Source organism: Akkermansia sp. N21116, from assembly GCF_029854705.2.
GTDB lineage: Bacteria > Verrucomicrobiota > Verrucomicrobiia > Verrucomicrobiales > Akkermansiaceae > Akkermansia.
Window position 1 is genome coordinate 2,710,660 of sequence record NZ_CP139035.1, and the last position, 18,743, is coordinate 2,729,402.

Sequence of the window (18,743 nt, forward strand, 5' to 3'; positions counted from 1 at the left end):
GATCAAATCGTTTCAATTCACGCACCCGCGTAGGGTGCGACTGCCCACTCCGCGACGCCGCACGCGTCGGCCTCCAGTTTCAATTCACGCACCCGCGTAGGGTGCGACGGAGAGATTGGATCGACTCTGTGCCAAAATGGACTGGGTTTCAATTCACGCACCCGCGTAGGGTGCGACGGGGCTTACGGGAGTCTCCAGCAGGGGGCGGCGGCGTTTCAATTCACGCACCCGCGTAGGGTGCGACGCATTGATTTAAGCAAGATGGAGTTGTGCGCATGTTTCAATTCACGCACCCGCGTAGGGTGCGACGGGATACGAAGCCGGGAGATGAAGCATTGACAAAGTTTCAATTCACGCACCCGCGTAGGGTGCGACCCGCCATCCTGAAACATATCGATCTTTTGTCATGTTTCAATTCACGCACCCGCGTAGGGTGCGACTATCCCCTGGAGCCGACTTGTCCGCATACGTCAAGTTTCAATTCACGCACCCGCGTAGGGTGCGACGGCTGCCAAGTGGGGTGTACTTGGGTCTGCCGTGTTTCAATTCACGCACCCGCGTAGGGTGCGACCCTTCGTGTTCTCGGGGACAGGTATAATCATAAGTTTCAATTCACGCACCCGCGTAGGGTGCGACTCGCGTCCAGGATCAACAACGCGATCAGCGTCGAGTTTCAATTCACGCACCCGCGTAGGGTGCGACGTAGTGGTTTTTCGCGCGGGCTTAAGGGAGCGATGTTTCAATTCACGCACCCGCGTAGGGTGCGACTTTTTGCAATCCACGCCCGCCCCCGCATCGGGACGTTTCAATTCACGCACCCGCGTAGGGTGCGACGCAATCGACTCATTTTTTGGAGGCTGTGCAAGGAGTTTCAATTCACGCACCCGCGTAGGGTGCGACCTACATGTCGGGATCCGGACATGTGCATGATGTTGGTTTCAATTCACGCACCCGCGTAGGGTGCGACGGATAGGGGTATGAGTATGGTGATTGGCAAGGGGTTTCAATTCACGCACCCGCGTAGGGTGCGACATTATTTGTAACGCTGCAAGACTGGACAATCCCAGTTTCAATTCACGCACCCGCGTAGGGTGCGACCGTCAAAACGCCATCACGCCATCCCGGACACCACGTTTCAATTCACGCACCCGCGTAGGGTGCGACTCCAGACGTCGGTGCCCATCATGTCCTGGCCGTCGTTTCAATTCACGCACCCGCGTAGGGTGCGACGGTTCCCATCTGTCCATCCACCTTGACGATCGGTGTTTCAATTCACGCACCCGCGTAGGGTGCGACCCGAAACGCCACCGCCTCAGACTTCCGCGATTTGTTTCAATTCACGCACCCGCGTAGGGTGCGACTCGTCACCGGGACAATCGGACAGAGGAAGCTCCCGTTTCAATTCACGCACCCGCGTAGGGTGCGACCCAGCCTCAGCATGGTACTTTTTGACGATCGCAAAGTTTCAATTCACGCACCCGCGTAGGGTGCGACCATCGTACTCCTCAAGCGCGTCGCAGATCAGGCCGTTTCAATTCACGCACCCGCGTAGGGTGCGACTCAGACCATGCGGAGCTGCCTCCGTCGGCACAGAGTTTCAATTCACGCACCCGCGTAGGGTGCGACGGGGTCCTGAATTTCCCGGCGTTCGCTGTAAGGGGTTTCAATTCACGCACCCGCGTAGGGTGCGACTCGCCCCCAACAAGTCCATCCTTCCATGTGCTCCGGTTTCAATTCACGCACCCGCGTAGGGTGCGACTCGAAGGCCGCGCCGGGGCTGACAAGATCTACAAGTTTCAATTCACGCACCCGCGTAGGGTGCGACTCTCCAGAAGCGTCCAAAACGACAGAAACGCCAGCGTTTCAATTCACGCACCCGCGTAGGGTGCGACGACGCACTTGCTGTTCTCTCTCGGCAAGTCGCCGTAGTTTCAATTCACGCACCCGCGTAGGGTGCGACTCCCACACGACGAAGTAGGCATTGTCGATCATTGTTTCAATTCACGCACCCGCGTAGGGTGCGACTCCCACACGACGAAGTAGGCATTGTCGATCATTGTTTCAATTCACGCACCCGCGTAGGGTGCGACGTATTGAGCGGATTGCCCACATCAATGATAAATTCGTTTCAATTCACGCACCCGCGTAGGGTGCGACACGCCGACAAATATCTCGCCGATAGATTGTTCTGGTTTCAATTCACGCACCCGCGTAGGGTGCGACTAATCTGCCGGCTTCATTCGAGTGATAGCATTCAGTTTCAATTCACGCACCCGCGTAGGGTGCGACCTACATGTCGGGATCCGGACATGTGCATGATGTTGGTTTCAATTCACGCACCCGCGTAGGGTGCGACGGATAGGGGTATGAGTATGGTGATTGGCAAGGGGTTTCAATTCACGCACCCGCGTAGGGTGCGACATTATTTGTAACGCTGCAAGACTGGACAATCCCAGTTTCAATTCACGCACCCGCGTAGGGTGCGACCGTCAAAACGCCATCACGCCATCCCGGACACCACGTTTCAATTCACGCACCCGCGTAGGGTGCGACTCCAGACGTCGGTGCCCATCATGTCCTGGCCGTCGTTTCAATTCACGCACCCGCGTAGGGTGCGACGGTTCCCATCTGTCCATCCACCTTGACGATCGGTGTTTCAATTCACGCACCCGCGTAGGGTGCGACCCGAAACGCCACCGCCTCAGACTTCCGCGATTTGTTTCAATTCACGCACCCGCGTAGGGTGCGACTCGTCACCGGGACAATCGGACAGAGGAAGCTCCCGTTTCAATTCACGCACCCGCGTAGGGTGCGACCCAGCCTCAGCATGGTACTTTTTGACGATCGCAAAGTTTCAATTCACGCACCCGCGTAGGGTGCGACCATCGTACTCCTCAAGCGCGTCGCAGATCAGGCCGTTTCAATTCACGCACCCGCGTAGGGTGCGACTCAGACCATGCGGAGCTGCCTCCGTCGGCACAGAGTTTCAATTCACGCACCCGCGTAGGGTGCGACGGGGTCCTGAATTTCCCGGCGTTCGCTGTAAGGGGTTTCAATTCACGCACCCGCGTAGGGTGCGACTCGCCCCCAACAAGTCCATCCTTCCATGTGCTCCGGTTTCAATTCACGCACCCGCGTAGGGTGCGACTCGAAGGCCGCGCCGGGGCTGACAAGATCTACAAGTTTCAATTCACGCACCCGCGTAGGGTGCGACTCTCCAGAAGCGTCCAAAACGACAGAAACGCCAGCGTTTCAATTCACGCACCCGCGTAGGGTGCGACGACGCACTTGCTGTTCTCTCTCGGCAAGTCGCCGTAGTTTCAATTCACGCACCCGCGTAGGGTGCGACTCCCACACGACGAAGTAGGCATTGTCGATCATTGTTTCAATTCACGCACCCGCGTAGGGTGCGACTCCCACACGACGAAGTAGGCATTGTCGATCATTGTTTCAATTCACGCACCCGCGTAGGGTGCGACGTATTGAGCGGATTGCCCACATCAATGATAAATTCGTTTCAATTCACGCACCCGCGTAGGGTGCGACACGCCGACAAATATCTCGCCGATAGATTGTTCTGGTTTCAATTCACGCACCCGCGTAGGGTGCGACTAATCTGCCGGCTTCATTCGAGTGATAGCATTCAGTTTCAATTCACGCACCCGCGTAGGGTGCGACCTTACGCTTAACCTTTGATTTCCCTTGCCCACAAGTTTCAATTCACGCACCCGCGTAGGGTGCGACTCCGATCCTGAGCGTAGCGCCGGGTGCAGACGATGTTTCAATTCACGCACCCGCGTAGGGTGCGACACGGGCTACCATACCCACCGTTTTCCGGGGAGTAGTTTCAATTCACGCACCCGCGTAGGGTGCGACTTTACGACAAGTTGACGGAGGTGGAACGGCAACGGTTTCAATTCACGCACCCGCGTAGGGTGCGACCCGCTGTTGCCGAGCAAGCCGGGGAGATTCAAAGGTTTCAATTCACGCACCCGCGTAGGGTGCGACGTGCGTCGGACGGCTCAGCCGATTGAGACGGAGCAGTTTCAATTCACGCACCCGCGTAGGGTGCGACTAAAAGGCCGTCCTTGGTGGAGGACGGCCGGGGGGTTTCAATTCACGCACCCGCGTAGGGTGCGACAACACTCTTCTCGGGGTTCTTGGCTTTAAGGGACTGTTTCAATTCACGCACCCGCGTAGGGTGCGACACTCACTCCCCACCACAGCCTTACCCTCCTGGTCCCGTTTCAATTCACGCACCCGCGTAGGGTGCGACCGGAGCCTCATCAGACACCTGCGTCCCTGCCGGCGTTTCAATTCACGCACCCGCGTAGGGTGCGACCCTGACAAGCTGCCCGTTCTTGTCCGTAATCCAGTGTTTCAATTCACGCACCCGCGTAGGGTGCGACTCGCATCACTCATCCCAATATCAAAGCTCACGTAGTTTCAATTCACGCACCCGCGTAGGGTGCGACACAATGGATCGAGACACCGAAATCATAATAGACCGTTTCAATTCACGCACCCGCGTAGGGTGCGACTGCCGCTGTACCGGTACCGTGACTATGACGCTAAGTTTCAATTCACGCACCCGCGTAGGGTGCGACATTTTCGGGACCTGCCTTGGCTGACCTCCTTTTCGGTTTCAATTCACGCACCCGCGTAGGGTGCGACTGGAAGCATCCTGACGAGAAACTCCCGCGCATCTGGTTTCAATTCACGCACCCGCGTAGGGTGCGACCATTCAGGCTCCAGCGTGTTGATGATTTTGTCCCGTTTCAATTCACGCACCCGCGTAGGGTGCGACCATAAATGGATTTCAAGGTATCATTTTGACACATGTTTCAATTCACGCACCCGCGTAGGGTGCGACCATGCTCACGGAGGATACACGCTGTACCCGCATGGTTTCAATTCACGCACCCGCGTAGGGTGCGACCCATTGCTATATGTACCATTCGCATAGCGATGCTGTTTCAATTCACGCACCCGCGTAGGGTGCGACTCCATCAACGCTTGATTCATCAATAGCGACACGGGTTTCAATTCACGCACCCGCGTAGGGTGCGACCTAAATCATAGAATACATAAGTTAATATAATAGTAGTTTCAATTCACGCACCCGCGTAGGGTGCGACTGAAGCCTCTGCAACGTCCCGCCACGAAGCGATGTTTCAATTCACGCACCCGCGTAGGGTGCGACTGACTGTATCTCCATCCCCACTACGGACGATGGGTTTCAATTCACGCACCCGCGTAGGGTGCGACGTTGACAACTGGCCGTACATGGTCGGGATTATACGTTTCAATTCACGCACCCGCGTAGGGTGCGACCTGTTATAGAATGCTTTCTGAGCTTCATTGGGTCGTTTCAATTCACGCACCCGCGTAGGGTGCGACAAGGCATCATCGAAAGTCCGGCATGGGGCGATAGTTTCAATTCACGCACCCGCGTAGGGTGCGACTCCTATAATAATAGGAGCGTCAGCAACGGATCCCGTTTCAATTCACGCACCCGCGTAGGGTGCGACATACGAGTGTCTCTTTATTATCCAACAATCCAATGTTTCAATTCACGCACCCGCGTAGGGTGCGACAGTAGAAATGATAACATGTTCATACTACTGTATCAAAGAGGAGGATTCCGCGAACCTCGGGATATTGGAGGAAGGAATCGTTCCTCTTTTCAATTTCGTTATTTCAATCTACAGAGAACCAAGCTACTGGAATCTCCGCGAACCTTCCGGAGTTTTTCCTATAGCTTGATGTTCGCGGAAGCGATCAAATCAGGAGAGTCCCGTCAATATCGTAGGATACTTTGGTTCCTATGTGAAGAACTTTACTGCCTGCTGTCTTTCCCATGAAGTAAAACCTCATGCTGTCTTCTTCCTTGTCCATCTCATGAAGCAGTTGATCTTTCACGCCAACAAAAAGTGCCGACGGAATTTGACACTCGAATACGGAATTTTGAACTCTTTGCCCATAGTTCTCGCATATGCGGGCAATCCGACGAAGACGACGCTCGCCCGCTTTAGTGGATGTAGCTACATCATAACAAATCAGGATAAACATATACTCTGGTTATTTCCAAATCATGGGTGGATAGGAGTCTATATCTCCCCTCAGATGGCGTGACAGCAAACGCGCCTGAATATGAGGAAGAAATCCAATCGTCATCTTTTCTTGCAAGAAAGGATGAATGATCTGCTCTTTTTTTCGTTCCTGCCACGCGGTTATGACTTTTTTACGACTTTCTTCCCGAAGTAGAACTGCTCCACTTGCTTCGTATTCAAAATCCTTCATATCCAGTTGCTGCCGATTGATCAGGCTCAAGGCCATTCTGTCAGCCAGAGGGGCACGAAATTCTTCCATCAAGTCAAGAGCCAGTCCCGCACGCCCCGGTCTGTCCCGATGAAAAAAACCGACAAAAGAATCAAGTCCACAAGCTTCCAATGCGGATCGGCAATCATGAGCCAAAAGGCTATAGAGAAAGGACAATACGGCATTGACGGCATCTCTCGGAGGACGCCTGTTTCTCCCAGAAAAGACGAATGCCCGATGGGAATTTGAAATCATGTGGGGAAATGCCGAAAAATAGATATCCGCAGCCTGTCCTTCAAACCCTAACAAGCTAGCAGCTGCATCTACTTTCCGTATCTGACGGATGCTGGCGGCCAATCCATCTATTGCCGGTTGCAGGGCCGACTGTGCGTCGGGATGATCCCGGGATGCCCTCATTAAGACATTTCGACAATTGAGTACCTTGGCGGTTATCATTTCACGAGCAATATGAAGACCGCGTTCAGCATCATCCGCCCATCGATATTGGGTTCTCCTCAAAAGAACATTACCGCGAGTCGCTCCCGTAGCAGAGGCAAAAAAACGCCCGTGAGGAGAACAAAAGCTCAAGGATATTCCTTGTTCTACACAGGCCGCCATCAATTGAGGAGATACGGCAATGTCCCACCCCATCGTCATGATTGATTCCAAATTATGCAAGGGAACCCTCATCAAGGTGTTTCCTTTTTCCTGAATGGACACTGTCTCGCCATCCTTGGCAAGCCACACGCCTTCCCGCGTAACAAAAAGAGTATTTAAATGCTGTTTCATGATGTCTCCCCAGTCTCTTCGGCAAGCATTGTCCTCAATTGATCTTCGATGTAGCTGGTAGCAGATGTTTTTCGGTTCCCGACAATGCCAGGCAGGCAAAATTCGTTCATGGAGCAAGCCGAACAGTGCAGGCCGGGAGATGGTTCCGGTATGTGGCAGGATTCGATCAATTGTTGAACCGCCAGTATAGTTGCCTTTGTCAGCTCTCTTAAGGAATCATCCATGGCTATTTCATGCCTCCGCCTGGTGCGCCAATAGAAAAACGCTCCCAGTGGGATATCTATCCCATGAATTTCTTCCAAACACAGAGCCTGAGCGCACAACTGAACTTCATCTGCCCGATGCTCCTTGGGTTTACCGTGTTTATATTCGACCGGTACAATGGCAGACCAGCGTTTGGACGAGCCATGGTACTCCACGAGATCCGCAACCCCATGTATCCCATACCGCGCGGATTGCAAATGGACGCTCCGTTCGACTCTGATACCACCCTGGTTTCCGGATTCACCGGAGTCAACGCGCTGATGTTCGATTCTTCCAGCAGCCGTCAAATAGTTTTCCCCCCATTCCTGCTCGACATGAATCAACGCACACTGCCTCGGACAAAAAAGGTAGTGCTGCAATGCAGAAATGGGGATGGAGGAGGCTGGCATGAAGGATGCTGACCAACACTGGGCAAAGCCATTCCCTACCCGCCTCCTCCAGTAAGGAGAAGGAGACGGGAGGAGAAATAAATTGTTTAACAGTCAATTTCTTCGACCGTTACTCCAGCTGGAAGCTTTTCACGATCAATATCAATCACATAGTCTCCAATGGAACGCGGAGCATCTACTCCGTTCTTTTTGGTAACTTTGACAAGGTCGATCAATTTGTGTGCCGGAGCGGCCCCAAGCTGGTTGTTATGTTTGAAGAGGATCAATTTCCTCATGGCCATCGAACCCGCCGGACGCGCAGCAGAGGTGTCGAACTCAAACAGGTGAGTCAGAGCATCGACAAATGTTTCCCAATCGCCCTCGGAAAACCCGGTTTGCTCGGCAAGAAACGGATTCAGGCATCCCTGTGCCTTGTAGAGACCATAGGGAATGGCATATTTGCGCCCCATGGTTCTGTTGTCTCCGCCTTGTTTATCGGATTCTTTTTGAGTGGTCACGGCACAACGCGTCACAGCGAATTCGGCATTGAAAACAGGGTCGATCGACCGTGCGAAAGAAAGCTGCAAAGGCCCTCTTACCTGACCACAATTCACATCAGTCGTCATCACGGCACCGAATGCGCGGATGTCAAAAAAGTTCTGACACATCCAGGCGCGGGCATCGTCCTTTTCCTTAGCTCCTGCTTTTTTGTCAGGATCAAGTGAAAGTGCCGTGTAGGCACGCGCATTCTGGTCATTGAGAATGGCTTTCTCTTTCACATAAATATCGAAACCGGGAACATCCTTTTTCGTTAACTGAATGAAATTGCGCACCTTGCGTTTCAGGCACACGTCAGTTACCAGCCCCTGCCCCGTTTCCACATCCTGGCGGGGCATGTTGCCTGCATCCGGATCGCCATTGGGGTTGGCATCCAGCACATCGAAGAGGAGAATAAAGTCAATTTTGTTCATGATTGTTGATTAAGCGGTTGGTTGTTGTTCTGAATTGGATGGAGTGTCTTTCTTTTGGTAGAAACTATTCATCTGGTGGTAGTACCCCAAAGTGAAGAGGGCTTGTTGTTCCAAGGTGAAACGTCGAGGCATACTGGTTTTGATCTTGTCTTCAATCTCCCCGAGCAACTTCTCTCTATTCACCCTGTGCCCTTCCGAGGGCAGCTTTTTCAAATGGTGCTGGTTCAGCCTGGCAAGGCGAGACATGACGAGCAGGGGCGTCATGGAGGCACTTGAAAAATAGCTTTTAACGGTCGATGTAAGTCCGGCGTCTTCCTGCGTCTTGACGTAGACGGCAAAAAGACGCCCTATCACATAACCGGGTTCTTCGTTGTCTGTATTCAGCATTTTCGTTATGGAATGTTGTTTGTTTCTGATAAGCCACGCTTTAAGAAATGAAGCGCGTAAATAGTTGACGTCACAATCTATCCGTATCCTCCTCAACATAGCGCCCGCTATGGCATCCGAATATGGAAGGCCTTGTAAAATAGACCGCATCAAGGCCCCCACATAGGGTTTGGGGATATCTTTAGACTCGCGACAGGTCTGCCTCAACAAGTCAAAAGGAAGGGGCAATTCCGGGTCGGGGAACTTGCTGTTTTCCTTAGTCCACCGGGGGACAATACTGAGGTTTTCGTAATGGTTTTGGACGAGACGGCGTAATTCTCCAAAGCTTGAGACAAGCCAGAAGGGCACCGACAGGCGCGACGCATTGGCTTCCAGCCCCAGAATGAAAAAACGCACATCATCATCCGGATCCACTCCCTTGTCCAAGCGCCCCTGTTTCAAGGCAGTCAAGATGGATTCCACCCTCTCGCTCACGCTCTTATCCATGGCAGGCGGCAGCGTGTTGATCATCGAGCGGAAAACGATATTGACTTCCTCCATTTTTGAGACCGGGGCATCACTCCAAAACACCGTCGATGCCGCTCCTAACTGAAGACTGTGGTTCTCGTTCTCCAACAGATAATTCAGGGCATTGCAGTAGGAAAAGGCCGCATATTCCCCAACTGGGGCGTTGAGGCTCTGTTCCTTGCCATAGGATGTAAAGGCAGAACAATTGAAGGACACAAGCTTGGCACCGGATACTTGCGCCTTCCACACCCCTTTGATGGCAGGTTCATGGAGCAACGCCAAGTTACTTTCCTTCCCCGAAACCAGGCAAATCCCCCTGTTGGTGCCATCGGAGCCGGAGTCCTTGCCCGACCAGGCATCGTTTCCCTCTCTCCTCCACCAGTCCTGAATCTCGGGCGTCGTGTGTACATCCTTCTTACTGCTCTGGATGCGAAAAACGCCGTTACAGGTGTATAGCGAGGCATCGCTGATTTTCTCAGGAGTCAACTCCGGGTTCCACGATTCCAAAAACCGACACACTGCACTGAACGCTGGATGCCCCACCCGGGATTCGAAGGCAAGATACTTGTCCCTCAATGCGGCAAATGCCTCGCGGGTACGTGCCGGCTTCTTGTCATCTGCCCCTTTGTAACCCAGCAAATACCCGCTATTGTCCCAGAGGAAGCATGGATTCAGTCCCGACCCTGAAGGCTTGGTACCACCGGGGACGATCATCTTCTGAGCTCTGGGCTTGGGCTTCTTGTCCGTCGGGGAAGGCTCTCGTATGTCCCGTATTTCCACGAGCGTTCCATCTTCTTTCAAGACAATGCGAAAGCCGATGAGCTGGGTGCTGAATCCCAAATCCGGCAATTGGTTCCCATCTTCCTGAAGCAGACGAGAGTAAAGGGCATTAAGTTCCTGTAAAATCATGGCATCTTCAATTCATTGTTTCAGACAGTGGCGGCACGGACATGATTCCATCCTCCAGTGACGCCATGAAAAACCTCGGCTGTGCAGTCACTCTGACGCCGTCGTTCGACCTGACAATCTTGCCTTTTTGATCCGGGATATAGTCGATCTCGTGCAGCATCAGTCCCAGATTCCTGTTCCTGTCCCGCTCAGGGAGCTCTGATGGAGGGGCAGATTCCTCCTCCCAAAGCTCAAAATCAACGGGGAACTCCCGCGTCCCGAAATAAGGTTGATGGAAGCACTGCCCCTTGGACGCCCGCCTCTTGAACATCTCCAAATGCTTCACTTCCGAAGCAATGGCAGGATTCTCATCGGCCTTCAGGACCTCAATATGAGCCTCAATCAGGTACTCGACATCCCTCAAAATAGTCGAAGCTCGCTGCTGTCTTCTCTCTTCGATGAACATCCCGGCATTGCCGCTTCCTCCCTGCATCCATTCCTTCTTGGGCTTCGGAAATTTTCCGTCCACTTCATTCCTCCTGACTTGGAAAAAACGGATAGGCTTCAACACGTGAATCCTGTCGATCACCCATCGGATTTCGGGCTTCCAATAAATCGCAGACAAAACGCCAATCGCCGCCGAAGGAGTCATCACTTCATAGGAAAAACGTTCCGCCTTCAACTCCGGACGCGTAAAACAGGCAAATGCACCCCATACATGTAATTTTATTCCAGATATCATACGTCAAATCATGTAAGCTTTCCAATTGGGATCCCACAGTTTGCTTGAAAGAAAACCAATATTAGCATCATAAATATCGTCTCCTGCCGGCACAATAAAAATCGTCTCTCTTGCAAATTTTTCCACTTTCCCGTGTTGAAGAGCGACCCAATCGTTATCATACACATTCACAGACCACCATCCCGCCTTCTGATACAAATCCCGAGGCGGCATCAGCCCGGCTTGTTCACGCCACTTGAACTCCTGATAAATAGCTTCAGCCTCCTTCTCACCTGCCCTCACAATCATGATGCGATGTTGTTGCTCTGGAATCATCTGAAAGCTCTCCGCTACTGCCTTGAACTTCATATTCCGATACATTTTCGTGGGATTGGAAGCACCCGTAGCAGTCTTTTCTACGATGCCCGGAGTATCCCATCTATCAGTCGAGTCTTTATGGTCTTGATAATAATGTTCGAAGAACAAATCGACGGCATGAGGTTCCAGAAGATCCGCCACATCGACACTACCCAACACATCGCGCGTTGCAGCCTGAGCTTTCCGCAATGAAGGCAATTCTTTGGGAACTTGACGATCGCTCGACGCAAACAGAAACACGCGCCCCCCATCCGCATACTCGCCGTGCCTGTTACAGCGTCCTGCCGCCTGGGCAATCGAATCAACCCCAGCCATATCACGGTAAACGACGTGGAAGGAGAGGTCAACCCCGGCCTCCACCACCGGTGTCGCCACCAGTACAACAGGCTCACCGAGGCGCAAGCGCTCTTTCACCAGATCCAAAATGCGCTTGCGATCCACGGGCCGCATCCGCGCGGACAAATGGAACAATCCGTCCCTGTCCACCTGCTCTTTCTGCGCCAGAGCTCCATACACCGCCTGCGCCTGCGCCGTCAAATTGACAATCAACAGGCATGAGGGCAGAGACTCGCTGACCACGTGTTCCACCAGTGTCTCCACATCGAGTTCGCCCAGGCTGGACAATTTCACACGCTTCATACAGGAAAACAACCGTTCTTCCATCTCCTGCCCCAGCAGACTTTTTTGTTCACCATGATCCCAGCCTATCGGGAAATCATCCGACTTTTCAAGCGGTGGCTGGGTCGCCGTGCAAAGCACTACAGTCGAACCATAGTCGCGGTGGAGCCCCTGCATCGCCAGCAGGCATGGAGACAACAAGGATACGGGCAAGGTCTGCGCTTCATCGAAAATCACGACAGCCTGAGCCATCCGGTGCAATTTGCGGCAGGCAGAGGGATGGTTGGAAAACAGGGACTCAAAAAACTGTACGCCCGTTGTCAGAATTAGGGGAGCATCCCAGTTTTCAGCAAGCACAGTCGGGTTTAGAGAATCACCATCCTCATCCTTCTTGTCGGGAACATCGATATTGGAATGGTGCTCCAATACGCAGGAAACATTCAATTCCTTCGACAAACGCTCAAAAACCTGACGAAACTCGGAAGCCGTCTGGTCGATAATACTCGTGTAGGGAATCACATAAATCACACGCTTCAATCCATGTGCCAAAGCATGCTTCAAGGCAAAACTGAGGGATGAGAGCGTCTTGCCTCCTCCGGTGGGCACATTCAGACGATAAATTCCCGGGTCGCCGGATGCCTGTTCCAAGCAGGAATGGTGAATTTTCCGTCTCAAGGACGAAATGGGAGAACCATCATTCTTCTCCTCCTTTTCCCTAAGGTTTTCCTCCAACTCCCGGCTCATTTGTTGCAGGATATCTTCCGGCCAAACGGGGCGGTTCCTATACGAGTCAGGAGACCTAAACTCTTCAGATGCCAAACAGTCCGCGTCAACGAGGCAAGAAAACAACATTCTCACCTGCATCGCGACCGCAAATCCGTGCCTTTCGCAAGAGCCCCCAATCATACACGGGTGAATTCCCGGCACACTCCCTTTTTCTCCGGAGCAAATACGATGTGCGGCCTCCCCCCAACTCTTAGCAAGAGTCCCCGGCTCCAGCAGGCTGGCAGGAGCATGGCTTTTCCATTCCCCGATCTCCTTGAGCAACCTGATGTTGAAAAGGCTATCGCCATCAGGCAAACCGGAATGATGCCCTGCAATCACATAGGCAAACAAATCAGAAATAGGACTCAGGTCAGCAGGAAATAAAGTATCTACAGCATAGCGAGCCCCAACGATCGCATGATCCACACTGCCTCTCACCACAGAATCTCCGTCAGCGGATTTCTCCAGATAGACCTGGAACTCATTGAGGAACTTCCCCAAATCATGCCACAAGCCCGCCATCCTGCCGCACTCCCCCCAAACATGGGGGAAATAAGGTGATACACCGGAAGCAAAACAAGAGGCCAAACGGGCACACCTATTCAAATGCCCGACTATGGGGACATCCCAACCATCTGTATACAAAGGTTCCCATAAACTCTTGTCTTCCTGTTTGGTATGAGCGTAATACATCATCAAAAAATTTACACTTTCTAAAAAATAAAAGAAATATTAAAAAACAAGAAAGTTTTGTCCGCCCTCAATTAACCTATCCGACAATGGAATCAATTTTCAGATTAACAAACACAAGATATGTGACGTTTGAATTCATAAAAGTAGATTTTCTTACTAATCTTACATTTTCATAAATAATCTTTGCTTGAATTTCAAGTCCTCGGTCAATTCGACATCATCTCTTTCATTCTCTGACGTTACGCCATAGTACACCCATCGAAATGACATGACAATTTTAAATCATGTCGTTTCTCCTCTCCGTGTCTCTTGGGAGGAGATTCAACTAAATTGGCTCCAACATCCTGAATTGTGTAGCAACCATCCTATCCTCCTTGAACCACCTTCGGCATCCTCATCCTTCAAAGTAACAGGCCGGTATCAATAATGAAGCCGCCCCACGAATCGTGAAGCGGCTCACTGAGTTATAATTTGACGGACGTCATGCGTCCTCTCCGACCGACATTAGCGGCGGAGGCCAAGACGCTGAATCAGAGTAGTGTACTGTTCAACACTTTCGCGCTTGAGATAGTCAAGCAGCTTGCGGCGGCGGGCAACCATGGCAAGCAGACCACGACGAGATGAAGCATCGTGCTTGTTTTGACCAAGGTGTTCCGTCAGGTGCTTGATGCGCTTGGTGAGACTGGCCACCTGGTAGCTGCAGCTGCCGGTGTCAGTTTCGTGCATCTTGTAGTCCTGCAAATTGATTTCTTCGCTCATTGATTTGTGTTTCCTTAATTAGTTTATTAGCTCGTGGCAGCGGCTAAATTGGACACATTGAGGACCGCCAGTATGGTTAATACCAGTCAATTGGCAACAATAATCTCACGTCAGCCGGACAAATTCGCGGCAATTTGAAGATTTCCATCATCACGAATTGCCGAACGTCCGTCAATTTGCTACAAAGTAAAGCCGTGAACCGGACGACTATCCCTGCCGCATTGTGCGCCGCCCTCTTTCTCGCTTCCTGTTCCCAGGAACCGAAAGAAGCCGAGAAAACCGTAAGTACCCCCGTATACGTTGGTAAAGTCGACCATGTGTACAAAAATTACAACTATGTACTGATCCGCCTGTTCGGAGCCGTCCCGGAAGCAGGAACAACGTTGATTTCCCAATCTCCGGAAGGAGAGGCCAGCTCCCGCATCGCCAATCTCGTCGTCACGGCGGAACGCATCGGCAGGCTCCGAGTTCCGGCCGACATCCGAAGCGGTTCCGTAGAAGAAGGGGATATCGTCTTCCGCTACCAGAACCTGGCCGAACCCGAAAGCCGGGAACAAACTTCCGACGACAGCAAGGAAAAAGAAGTCACTCCTGTCACGATACCATCCGATACAACGGATACAGATGCCGCTCATTCCGGTAACGAAGGCATTATCGGACTCCCCACTTATGATCCTATGCCGACGAAAACTCCCCTCCCCGACTCGGATGCCGATTCCTCCTCCGCGTCCGACAACTCATCACAACAGGAATCATCCCCCGAAAAACAAGATTAAGGAGTGAAATGCGCGGAAAAATCCATCCACCTGCCTACAGTCCCGGAGCTTCCGGCGGCCATTTGTGCCTGGGGTAGCGCCCGGCCAAATCCTTTCTCATCTGGGTGTAGCCCGTCTTCCAGAAACTTTCCAGAGAAGCGGTAATTTGCCAAGGTCGCTGGTTTGGCGCCAGCACTTCGACGCGGACGGGTACCCGTCGATCGGCAATAAGAGGCGTCTCCATGACGCCAAAGAGCCTCTGAACCGTCAGAGCAATCACCGGAGTAGAATCCTCGGCATAACGGACTTTCGCATGTTGTCCGTTGGATAAAGACAAAGAAACAGGAGCAAACTTGTCAAGAGCCTCACGTTGCCAGTGCGACAACCATTCATGCAACACGGGCATCACCTCACGGTCTTTAATATCCTTGTAGCCAACCGCTCCGTCGCAAAGCATGCCCATCGCAACAATCTTGTCCTCATAGACGAATCCCGGAAGTTCCAGTTCCGGCATCCATTGTCTCAAGCCGTTCAACCGCCGGATCCATTGCTCGACGGAATCGTCCCAATGAGTCAGTTTCAACGTACCGTCAGCCACTTTTTCCGCCAGAATGGCAGCAGCGGCAGCAGGATCGGCATCGCCCTGTTCTCTATCTACCAGCACAAGATCCCGGAACATCATCCGGCGGCGGGATACAACGCGACGGCGAATATCGTCAAACACGGCGCCATCCTCATCGACCACCTCGGACGGCATCCATTCCTTCAATTCCGCAGGATCAACCAGAGTACAACGCCCGATGCGCGTCTCCACACCCCTGCCCCCGACTTCGGACACATCAGCCGCGACAAAATGCAAACCATGCATCGCGACCGAACCAGAGGAAATTCTTCCTCCTCTCCCGCCAACTAAGCGGCAGGTATTGGAGGCGATTCCATTCCGCGTCCCTAATGAATCGGCAAAACTCTCCACCAGTCCCCTAACAACAGATTTGCGAACAGCGGAAAAATCCGGTTCCGGAGCAAATGCCATCCGTCCTCCCCGGGCACCAATCTGAAGCAACTGGCGGTAAGAGGATAAAACCTCGCGGCACGCACGCCCCATCAAGTTCAGCCGGGAACACTCGCAGACATCGAACCGACAGGCTTCCGCCCGCAAGGCGGCACGCCATTCAGCCTGGAAGTCAGTATAATCATCTTTCTCCCGGAACACTTCCTGAAGTTCCCCTTTGACCGCCACCGATTCACTCTGTATCAAAGCGGCTACGGCCGCCATCTCCGGCAGGCATCCTCCTTCCCTCCCAGCCACCATCAGGCGCGCCAGCTGGGGAGCCAGAGGATATCTCAGCATTGCACGCCCTACCGGGGTCAACTTTCCTCCTGCATCAAGGGCACCCAATGAACTCAAAAGATCTTCCGCTCGTTTCAGGGCGGCAGAGTCGGGAGATGTCAACCAGCGAAAATCCGAGGCATCGTCCACTCCCCACAATTTGAGGTTCAGAACGGAAGAGCTCAGATCCACCCGTAGCACTTCCGGTGTTTCAAAAGCCGACCGCCGAGCGTGATCCGCCTCGCTCCACAGCCGAATACACCTTCCGGCAGCAACCCGGCCAGCCCTCCCCGCCCTCTGGTCGGCAGCCGCCCGAGCAATCTTTTCAATAAGGAGGGTATCCATCCCACGGCGGGCATCCCACCCGGCATGGCGGGCCAATCCGCTGTCGATGACTGTACGGACGCCCTCAATCGTCAGCGATGTTTCCGCAACGTTTGTCGAGACAATGACGCGGGGGATGCCCCCAGGTTCCACAGCCCGGTTTTGCATCTCCGGGCTCAAGGATCCGTGCAGAGAGACAATCTCCCATCCTTTCAAGGCTGACATCCCCTCCAGACACTCTACCGTTTTGCGGATTTCAAATCCTCCCGGCATAAAAACGAGCATATTCCCGCAATCCTCTTTCCGAGCCTCAGTCGCGACAGCCGCTGCCGCTTGTTCCCACACCGGAGGATAAACCATATTCCCACGTCCATCCCGCACCATAGCTGCCGGCCTATACGCCACTTCTACCGGGAACTGGCGTCCGGACGCTTCCAATACCCTGCAGGACACCCCCATGAACTCCTGCAACCCCTCCACTTCCAAAGTCGCCGACATAACGACGACAGCCAAATCCGGACGGACTCCTTCCTGCAGATCAAGTACGCGGCCCAGAGACAAGTCTCCCGCCAGGCGGCGCTCGTGGAATTCGTCAAACACAACGGCACTCACCCCGGACAAATCAGGATTGTCCGTCAAGCGGCGTTCCAACACGCCATCCGTCACGAAAGCCAGGCGCGTTGCCGAAGAAATACAGCGTTCGAAGCGCACCATATAGCCGATTTCCCGGCCCAGTTCACTTCCACTCTTCCGGGCCACATAGCGGGCCAGCAAGCGGGCGGCCATACGCCTCGGCTGAACGACAAGTACCATACCGCGTTCCCCCAGACCGGCTTCCAGCATCATCGGAGGAATTCCCGTCGATTTACCGCTTCCCGTCGGGGCTCTTAGCAACACACGGGGAGAAGGCTCTGCCATTGCCTCCATAAAACTTTCCCGGACTTTCTCAATGGGAAGTCCGCCCTGCAAGCGATCATCCGACATCATATTCCGGACATCATCAGCCATACGCATACACAGGACAACGTAAACGCCATACTGTCGATCAAATCAAAAAAGCCACCAATGCCAGGCAGCATCGCGCTGGAATCCTTCAGGGCCAAACTCCGTTTGATCAGCGATCCGGCCAAATCCCCCGTCACCGCCAGCAGGAACAACAACGTCATTCCCGGCAACACCTGCCAGGTAAACCCACCAAAATATATCGCTACCGCCACACCAGCCCCCATGGTCAAAAGATATGAACCGATCAATCCCTCCCAAGTCTTCTTCGGACTGATATGGGGAATCAGTTTTCTTTTCACAAAACGCCCGCCCAGCAACAATCCACTCACATAAGCAAAAATATCGGAGGCTTTCGTCAACAAAATCAACAAGAGAAGCACAATGCACAGCCGCTCCGATCCGGTCAGCAGAAAGGCAAAGGAAAACATCCACACCGGGTAAATGAACGACAAGACCGTCACCGCTACGGAACGCAAAGGCCGGCTACCGATGATGACCCTCCTCATTTCCCAGATGAATGACATCACGATCAAAAGAACGGGAGCCCCGACCATGAGCGGCAGAAGCTTGTCCTGTACCGATGGCAGGTTCCTCAAGGACCCGGGAGCTTTCAACTCCCAATACCCCAGAAGGCTGACCATCGCCAAAGGATACGCCATCCCGAACACCGTCGCCAACCAAGGCTGGGAAGGCTTGCCGGACTTGCGCAGCATATCTCCCCATTCCCATGCCGTCAACATGCACAAAATACACACGACCCCGCGATATCCCCAAACATTGCCCCAGCATACAACAGCAACCAAAATTCCCAGAAGAATCACCGTGCTGAACAGGCGCGCGCCAAATGTACGCAATTTACCGGAGGAAGGAGGGAGGGAAGCATCACTCATACAGGCGAGT

At 53.1% G+C, this 18,743-nt stretch carries 11 protein-coding genes and 1 CRISPR repeat array (1 of these 12 running past the window's edge); of the genes, 1 reads left to right on the forward strand and 10 read right to left on the reverse strand.

What is annotated here, in order from left to right; genetic code table 11:
- Nucleotides 1–5,597: direct repeats of the CRISPR family, unit length 32 nt; unit sequence GTTTCAATTCACGCACCCGCGTAGGGTGCGAC (it extends 1,250 nt beyond the left edge of the window).
- Between the two features lie 184 nt (nucleotides 5,598–5,781).
- The 8 genes from cas2 to rpsO form a co-directional block, all read right to left on the reverse strand.
- On the reverse strand, nucleotides 5,782–6,072 hold the full coding sequence (gene cas2, locus QET93_RS10315; protein WP_280125542.1) for a CRISPR-associated endonuclease Cas2: 291 nt from the start codon (nucleotides 6,070–6,072) through the stop codon (nucleotides 5,782–5,784).
- Between the two features lie 9 nt (nucleotides 6,073–6,081).
- On the reverse strand, nucleotides 6,082–7,110 hold the full coding sequence (cas1c, locus tag QET93_RS10320) for a type I-C CRISPR-associated endonuclease Cas1c (protein WP_280131846.1): 1,029 nt from the start codon (nucleotides 7,108–7,110) through the stop codon (nucleotides 6,082–6,084).
- On the reverse strand, nucleotides 7,107–7,763 hold the full coding sequence (gene cas4 / locus QET93_RS10325) for a CRISPR-associated protein Cas4 (protein ID WP_280131845.1): 657 nt from the start codon (nucleotides 7,761–7,763) through the stop codon (nucleotides 7,107–7,109). Before cas4 ends, cas1c begins: the two co-directional genes overlap by 4 nt.
- Nucleotides 7,764–7,849: 86 nt before the next feature.
- A complete protein-coding gene (cas7c, locus tag QET93_RS10330) occupies nucleotides 7,850–8,713 on the reverse strand; it encodes a type I-C CRISPR-associated protein Cas7/Csd2 (RefSeq protein ID WP_280131844.1) in 864 nt (287 codons plus the stop codon).
- 9 nt (nucleotides 8,714–8,722) lie between these two features.
- Complete coding sequence (gene cas8c, locus QET93_RS10335) at nucleotides 8,723–10,516, reverse strand: type I-C CRISPR-associated protein Cas8c/Csd1 (protein WP_280131843.1); 1,794 nt, start codon at nucleotides 10,514–10,516, stop codon at nucleotides 8,723–8,725.
- 7 nt (nucleotides 10,517–10,523) lie between these two features.
- Entirely contained in the window at nucleotides 10,524–11,237 is a 714-nt protein-coding gene (gene cas5c / locus QET93_RS10340) for a type I-C CRISPR-associated protein Cas5c (protein ID WP_280125537.1), read from the reverse strand.
- Between the two features lie 3 nt (nucleotides 11,238–11,240).
- Nucleotides 11,241–13,673, reverse strand: a complete 2,433-nt coding sequence (cas3, locus tag QET93_RS10345) for a CRISPR-associated helicase Cas3' (protein WP_322189972.1) — start codon at nucleotides 13,671–13,673, stop codon at nucleotides 11,241–11,243.
- A gap of 501 nt (nucleotides 13,674–14,174) precedes the next feature.
- Nucleotides 14,175–14,429, reverse strand: a complete 255-nt coding sequence (gene rpsO, locus QET93_RS10350) for a 30S ribosomal protein S15 (RefSeq protein ID WP_280131841.1) — start codon at nucleotides 14,427–14,429, stop codon at nucleotides 14,175–14,177.
- A gap of 194 nt (nucleotides 14,430–14,623) precedes the next feature.
- On the opposite strand from rpsO, the gene QET93_RS10355 reads away from it, so the two are divergent.
- Nucleotides 14,624–15,205, forward strand: a complete 582-nt coding sequence (locus QET93_RS10355; RefSeq protein ID WP_280131840.1) for a hypothetical protein — start codon at nucleotides 14,624–14,626, stop codon at nucleotides 15,203–15,205.
- A 34-nt stretch (nucleotides 15,206–15,239) separates the two neighbouring features.
- Here the strand turns inward: QET93_RS10355 and hrpB are convergent, their stop codons facing one another.
- Both hrpB and QET93_RS10365 read right to left on the reverse strand, forming a co-directional pair.
- Nucleotides 15,240–17,825 (reverse strand): ATP-dependent helicase HrpB, encoded by a 2,586-nt coding sequence (gene hrpB / locus QET93_RS10360; protein ID WP_322189973.1) that lies wholly within the window; start codon nucleotides 17,823–17,825, stop codon nucleotides 15,240–15,242.
- Nucleotides 17,822–18,733 carry a phosphatidate cytidylyltransferase gene (locus QET93_RS10365; RefSeq protein WP_280125533.1) on the reverse strand — a complete coding sequence of 304 codons (912 nt, stop codon included), beginning with the start codon at nucleotides 18,731–18,733 and terminating at the stop codon, nucleotides 17,822–17,824. Before QET93_RS10365 ends, hrpB begins: the two co-directional genes overlap by 4 nt.
- Nucleotides 18,734–18,743: the final 10 nt, after the last annotated feature.

Coding starts and splice junctions, on each gene's coding strand:
- cas5c (WP_280125537.1), bottom strand. CDS start 11,237: ATGATATCTGGAATAAAATTACATGTATGGGGTGCATTTGCCTGTTTT.
- cas8c (WP_280131843.1), bottom strand. CDS start 10,516: ATGATTTTACAGGAACTTAATGCCCTTTACTCTCGTCTGCTTCAGGAA.
- hrpB (WP_322189973.1), bottom strand. CDS start 17,825: ATGATGTCGGATGATCGCTTGCAGGGCGGACTTCCCATTGAGAAAGTC.
- rpsO (WP_280131841.1), bottom strand. CDS start 14,429: ATGAGCGAAGAAATCAATTTGCAGGACTACAAGATGCACGAAACTGAC.
- cas4 (WP_280131845.1), bottom strand. CDS start 7,763: ATGCCAGCCTCCTCCATCCCCATTTCTGCATTGCAGCACTACCTTTTT.
- cas7c (WP_280131844.1), bottom strand. CDS start 8,713: ATGAACAAAATTGACTTTATTCTCCTCTTCGATGTGCTGGATGCCAAC.
- QET93_RS10365 (WP_280125533.1), bottom strand. CDS start 18,733: ATGAGTGATGCTTCCCTCCCTCCTTCCTCCGGTAAATTGCGTACATTT.
- cas3 (WP_322189972.1), bottom strand. CDS start 13,673: ATGATGTATTACGCTCATACCAAACAGGAAGACAAGAGTTTATGGGAA.
- cas1c (WP_280131846.1), bottom strand. CDS start 7,110: ATGAAACAGCATTTAAATACTCTTTTTGTTACGCGGGAAGGCGTGTGG.
- cas2 (WP_280125542.1), bottom strand. CDS start 6,072: ATGTTTATCCTGATTTGTTATGATGTAGCTACATCCACTAAAGCGGGC.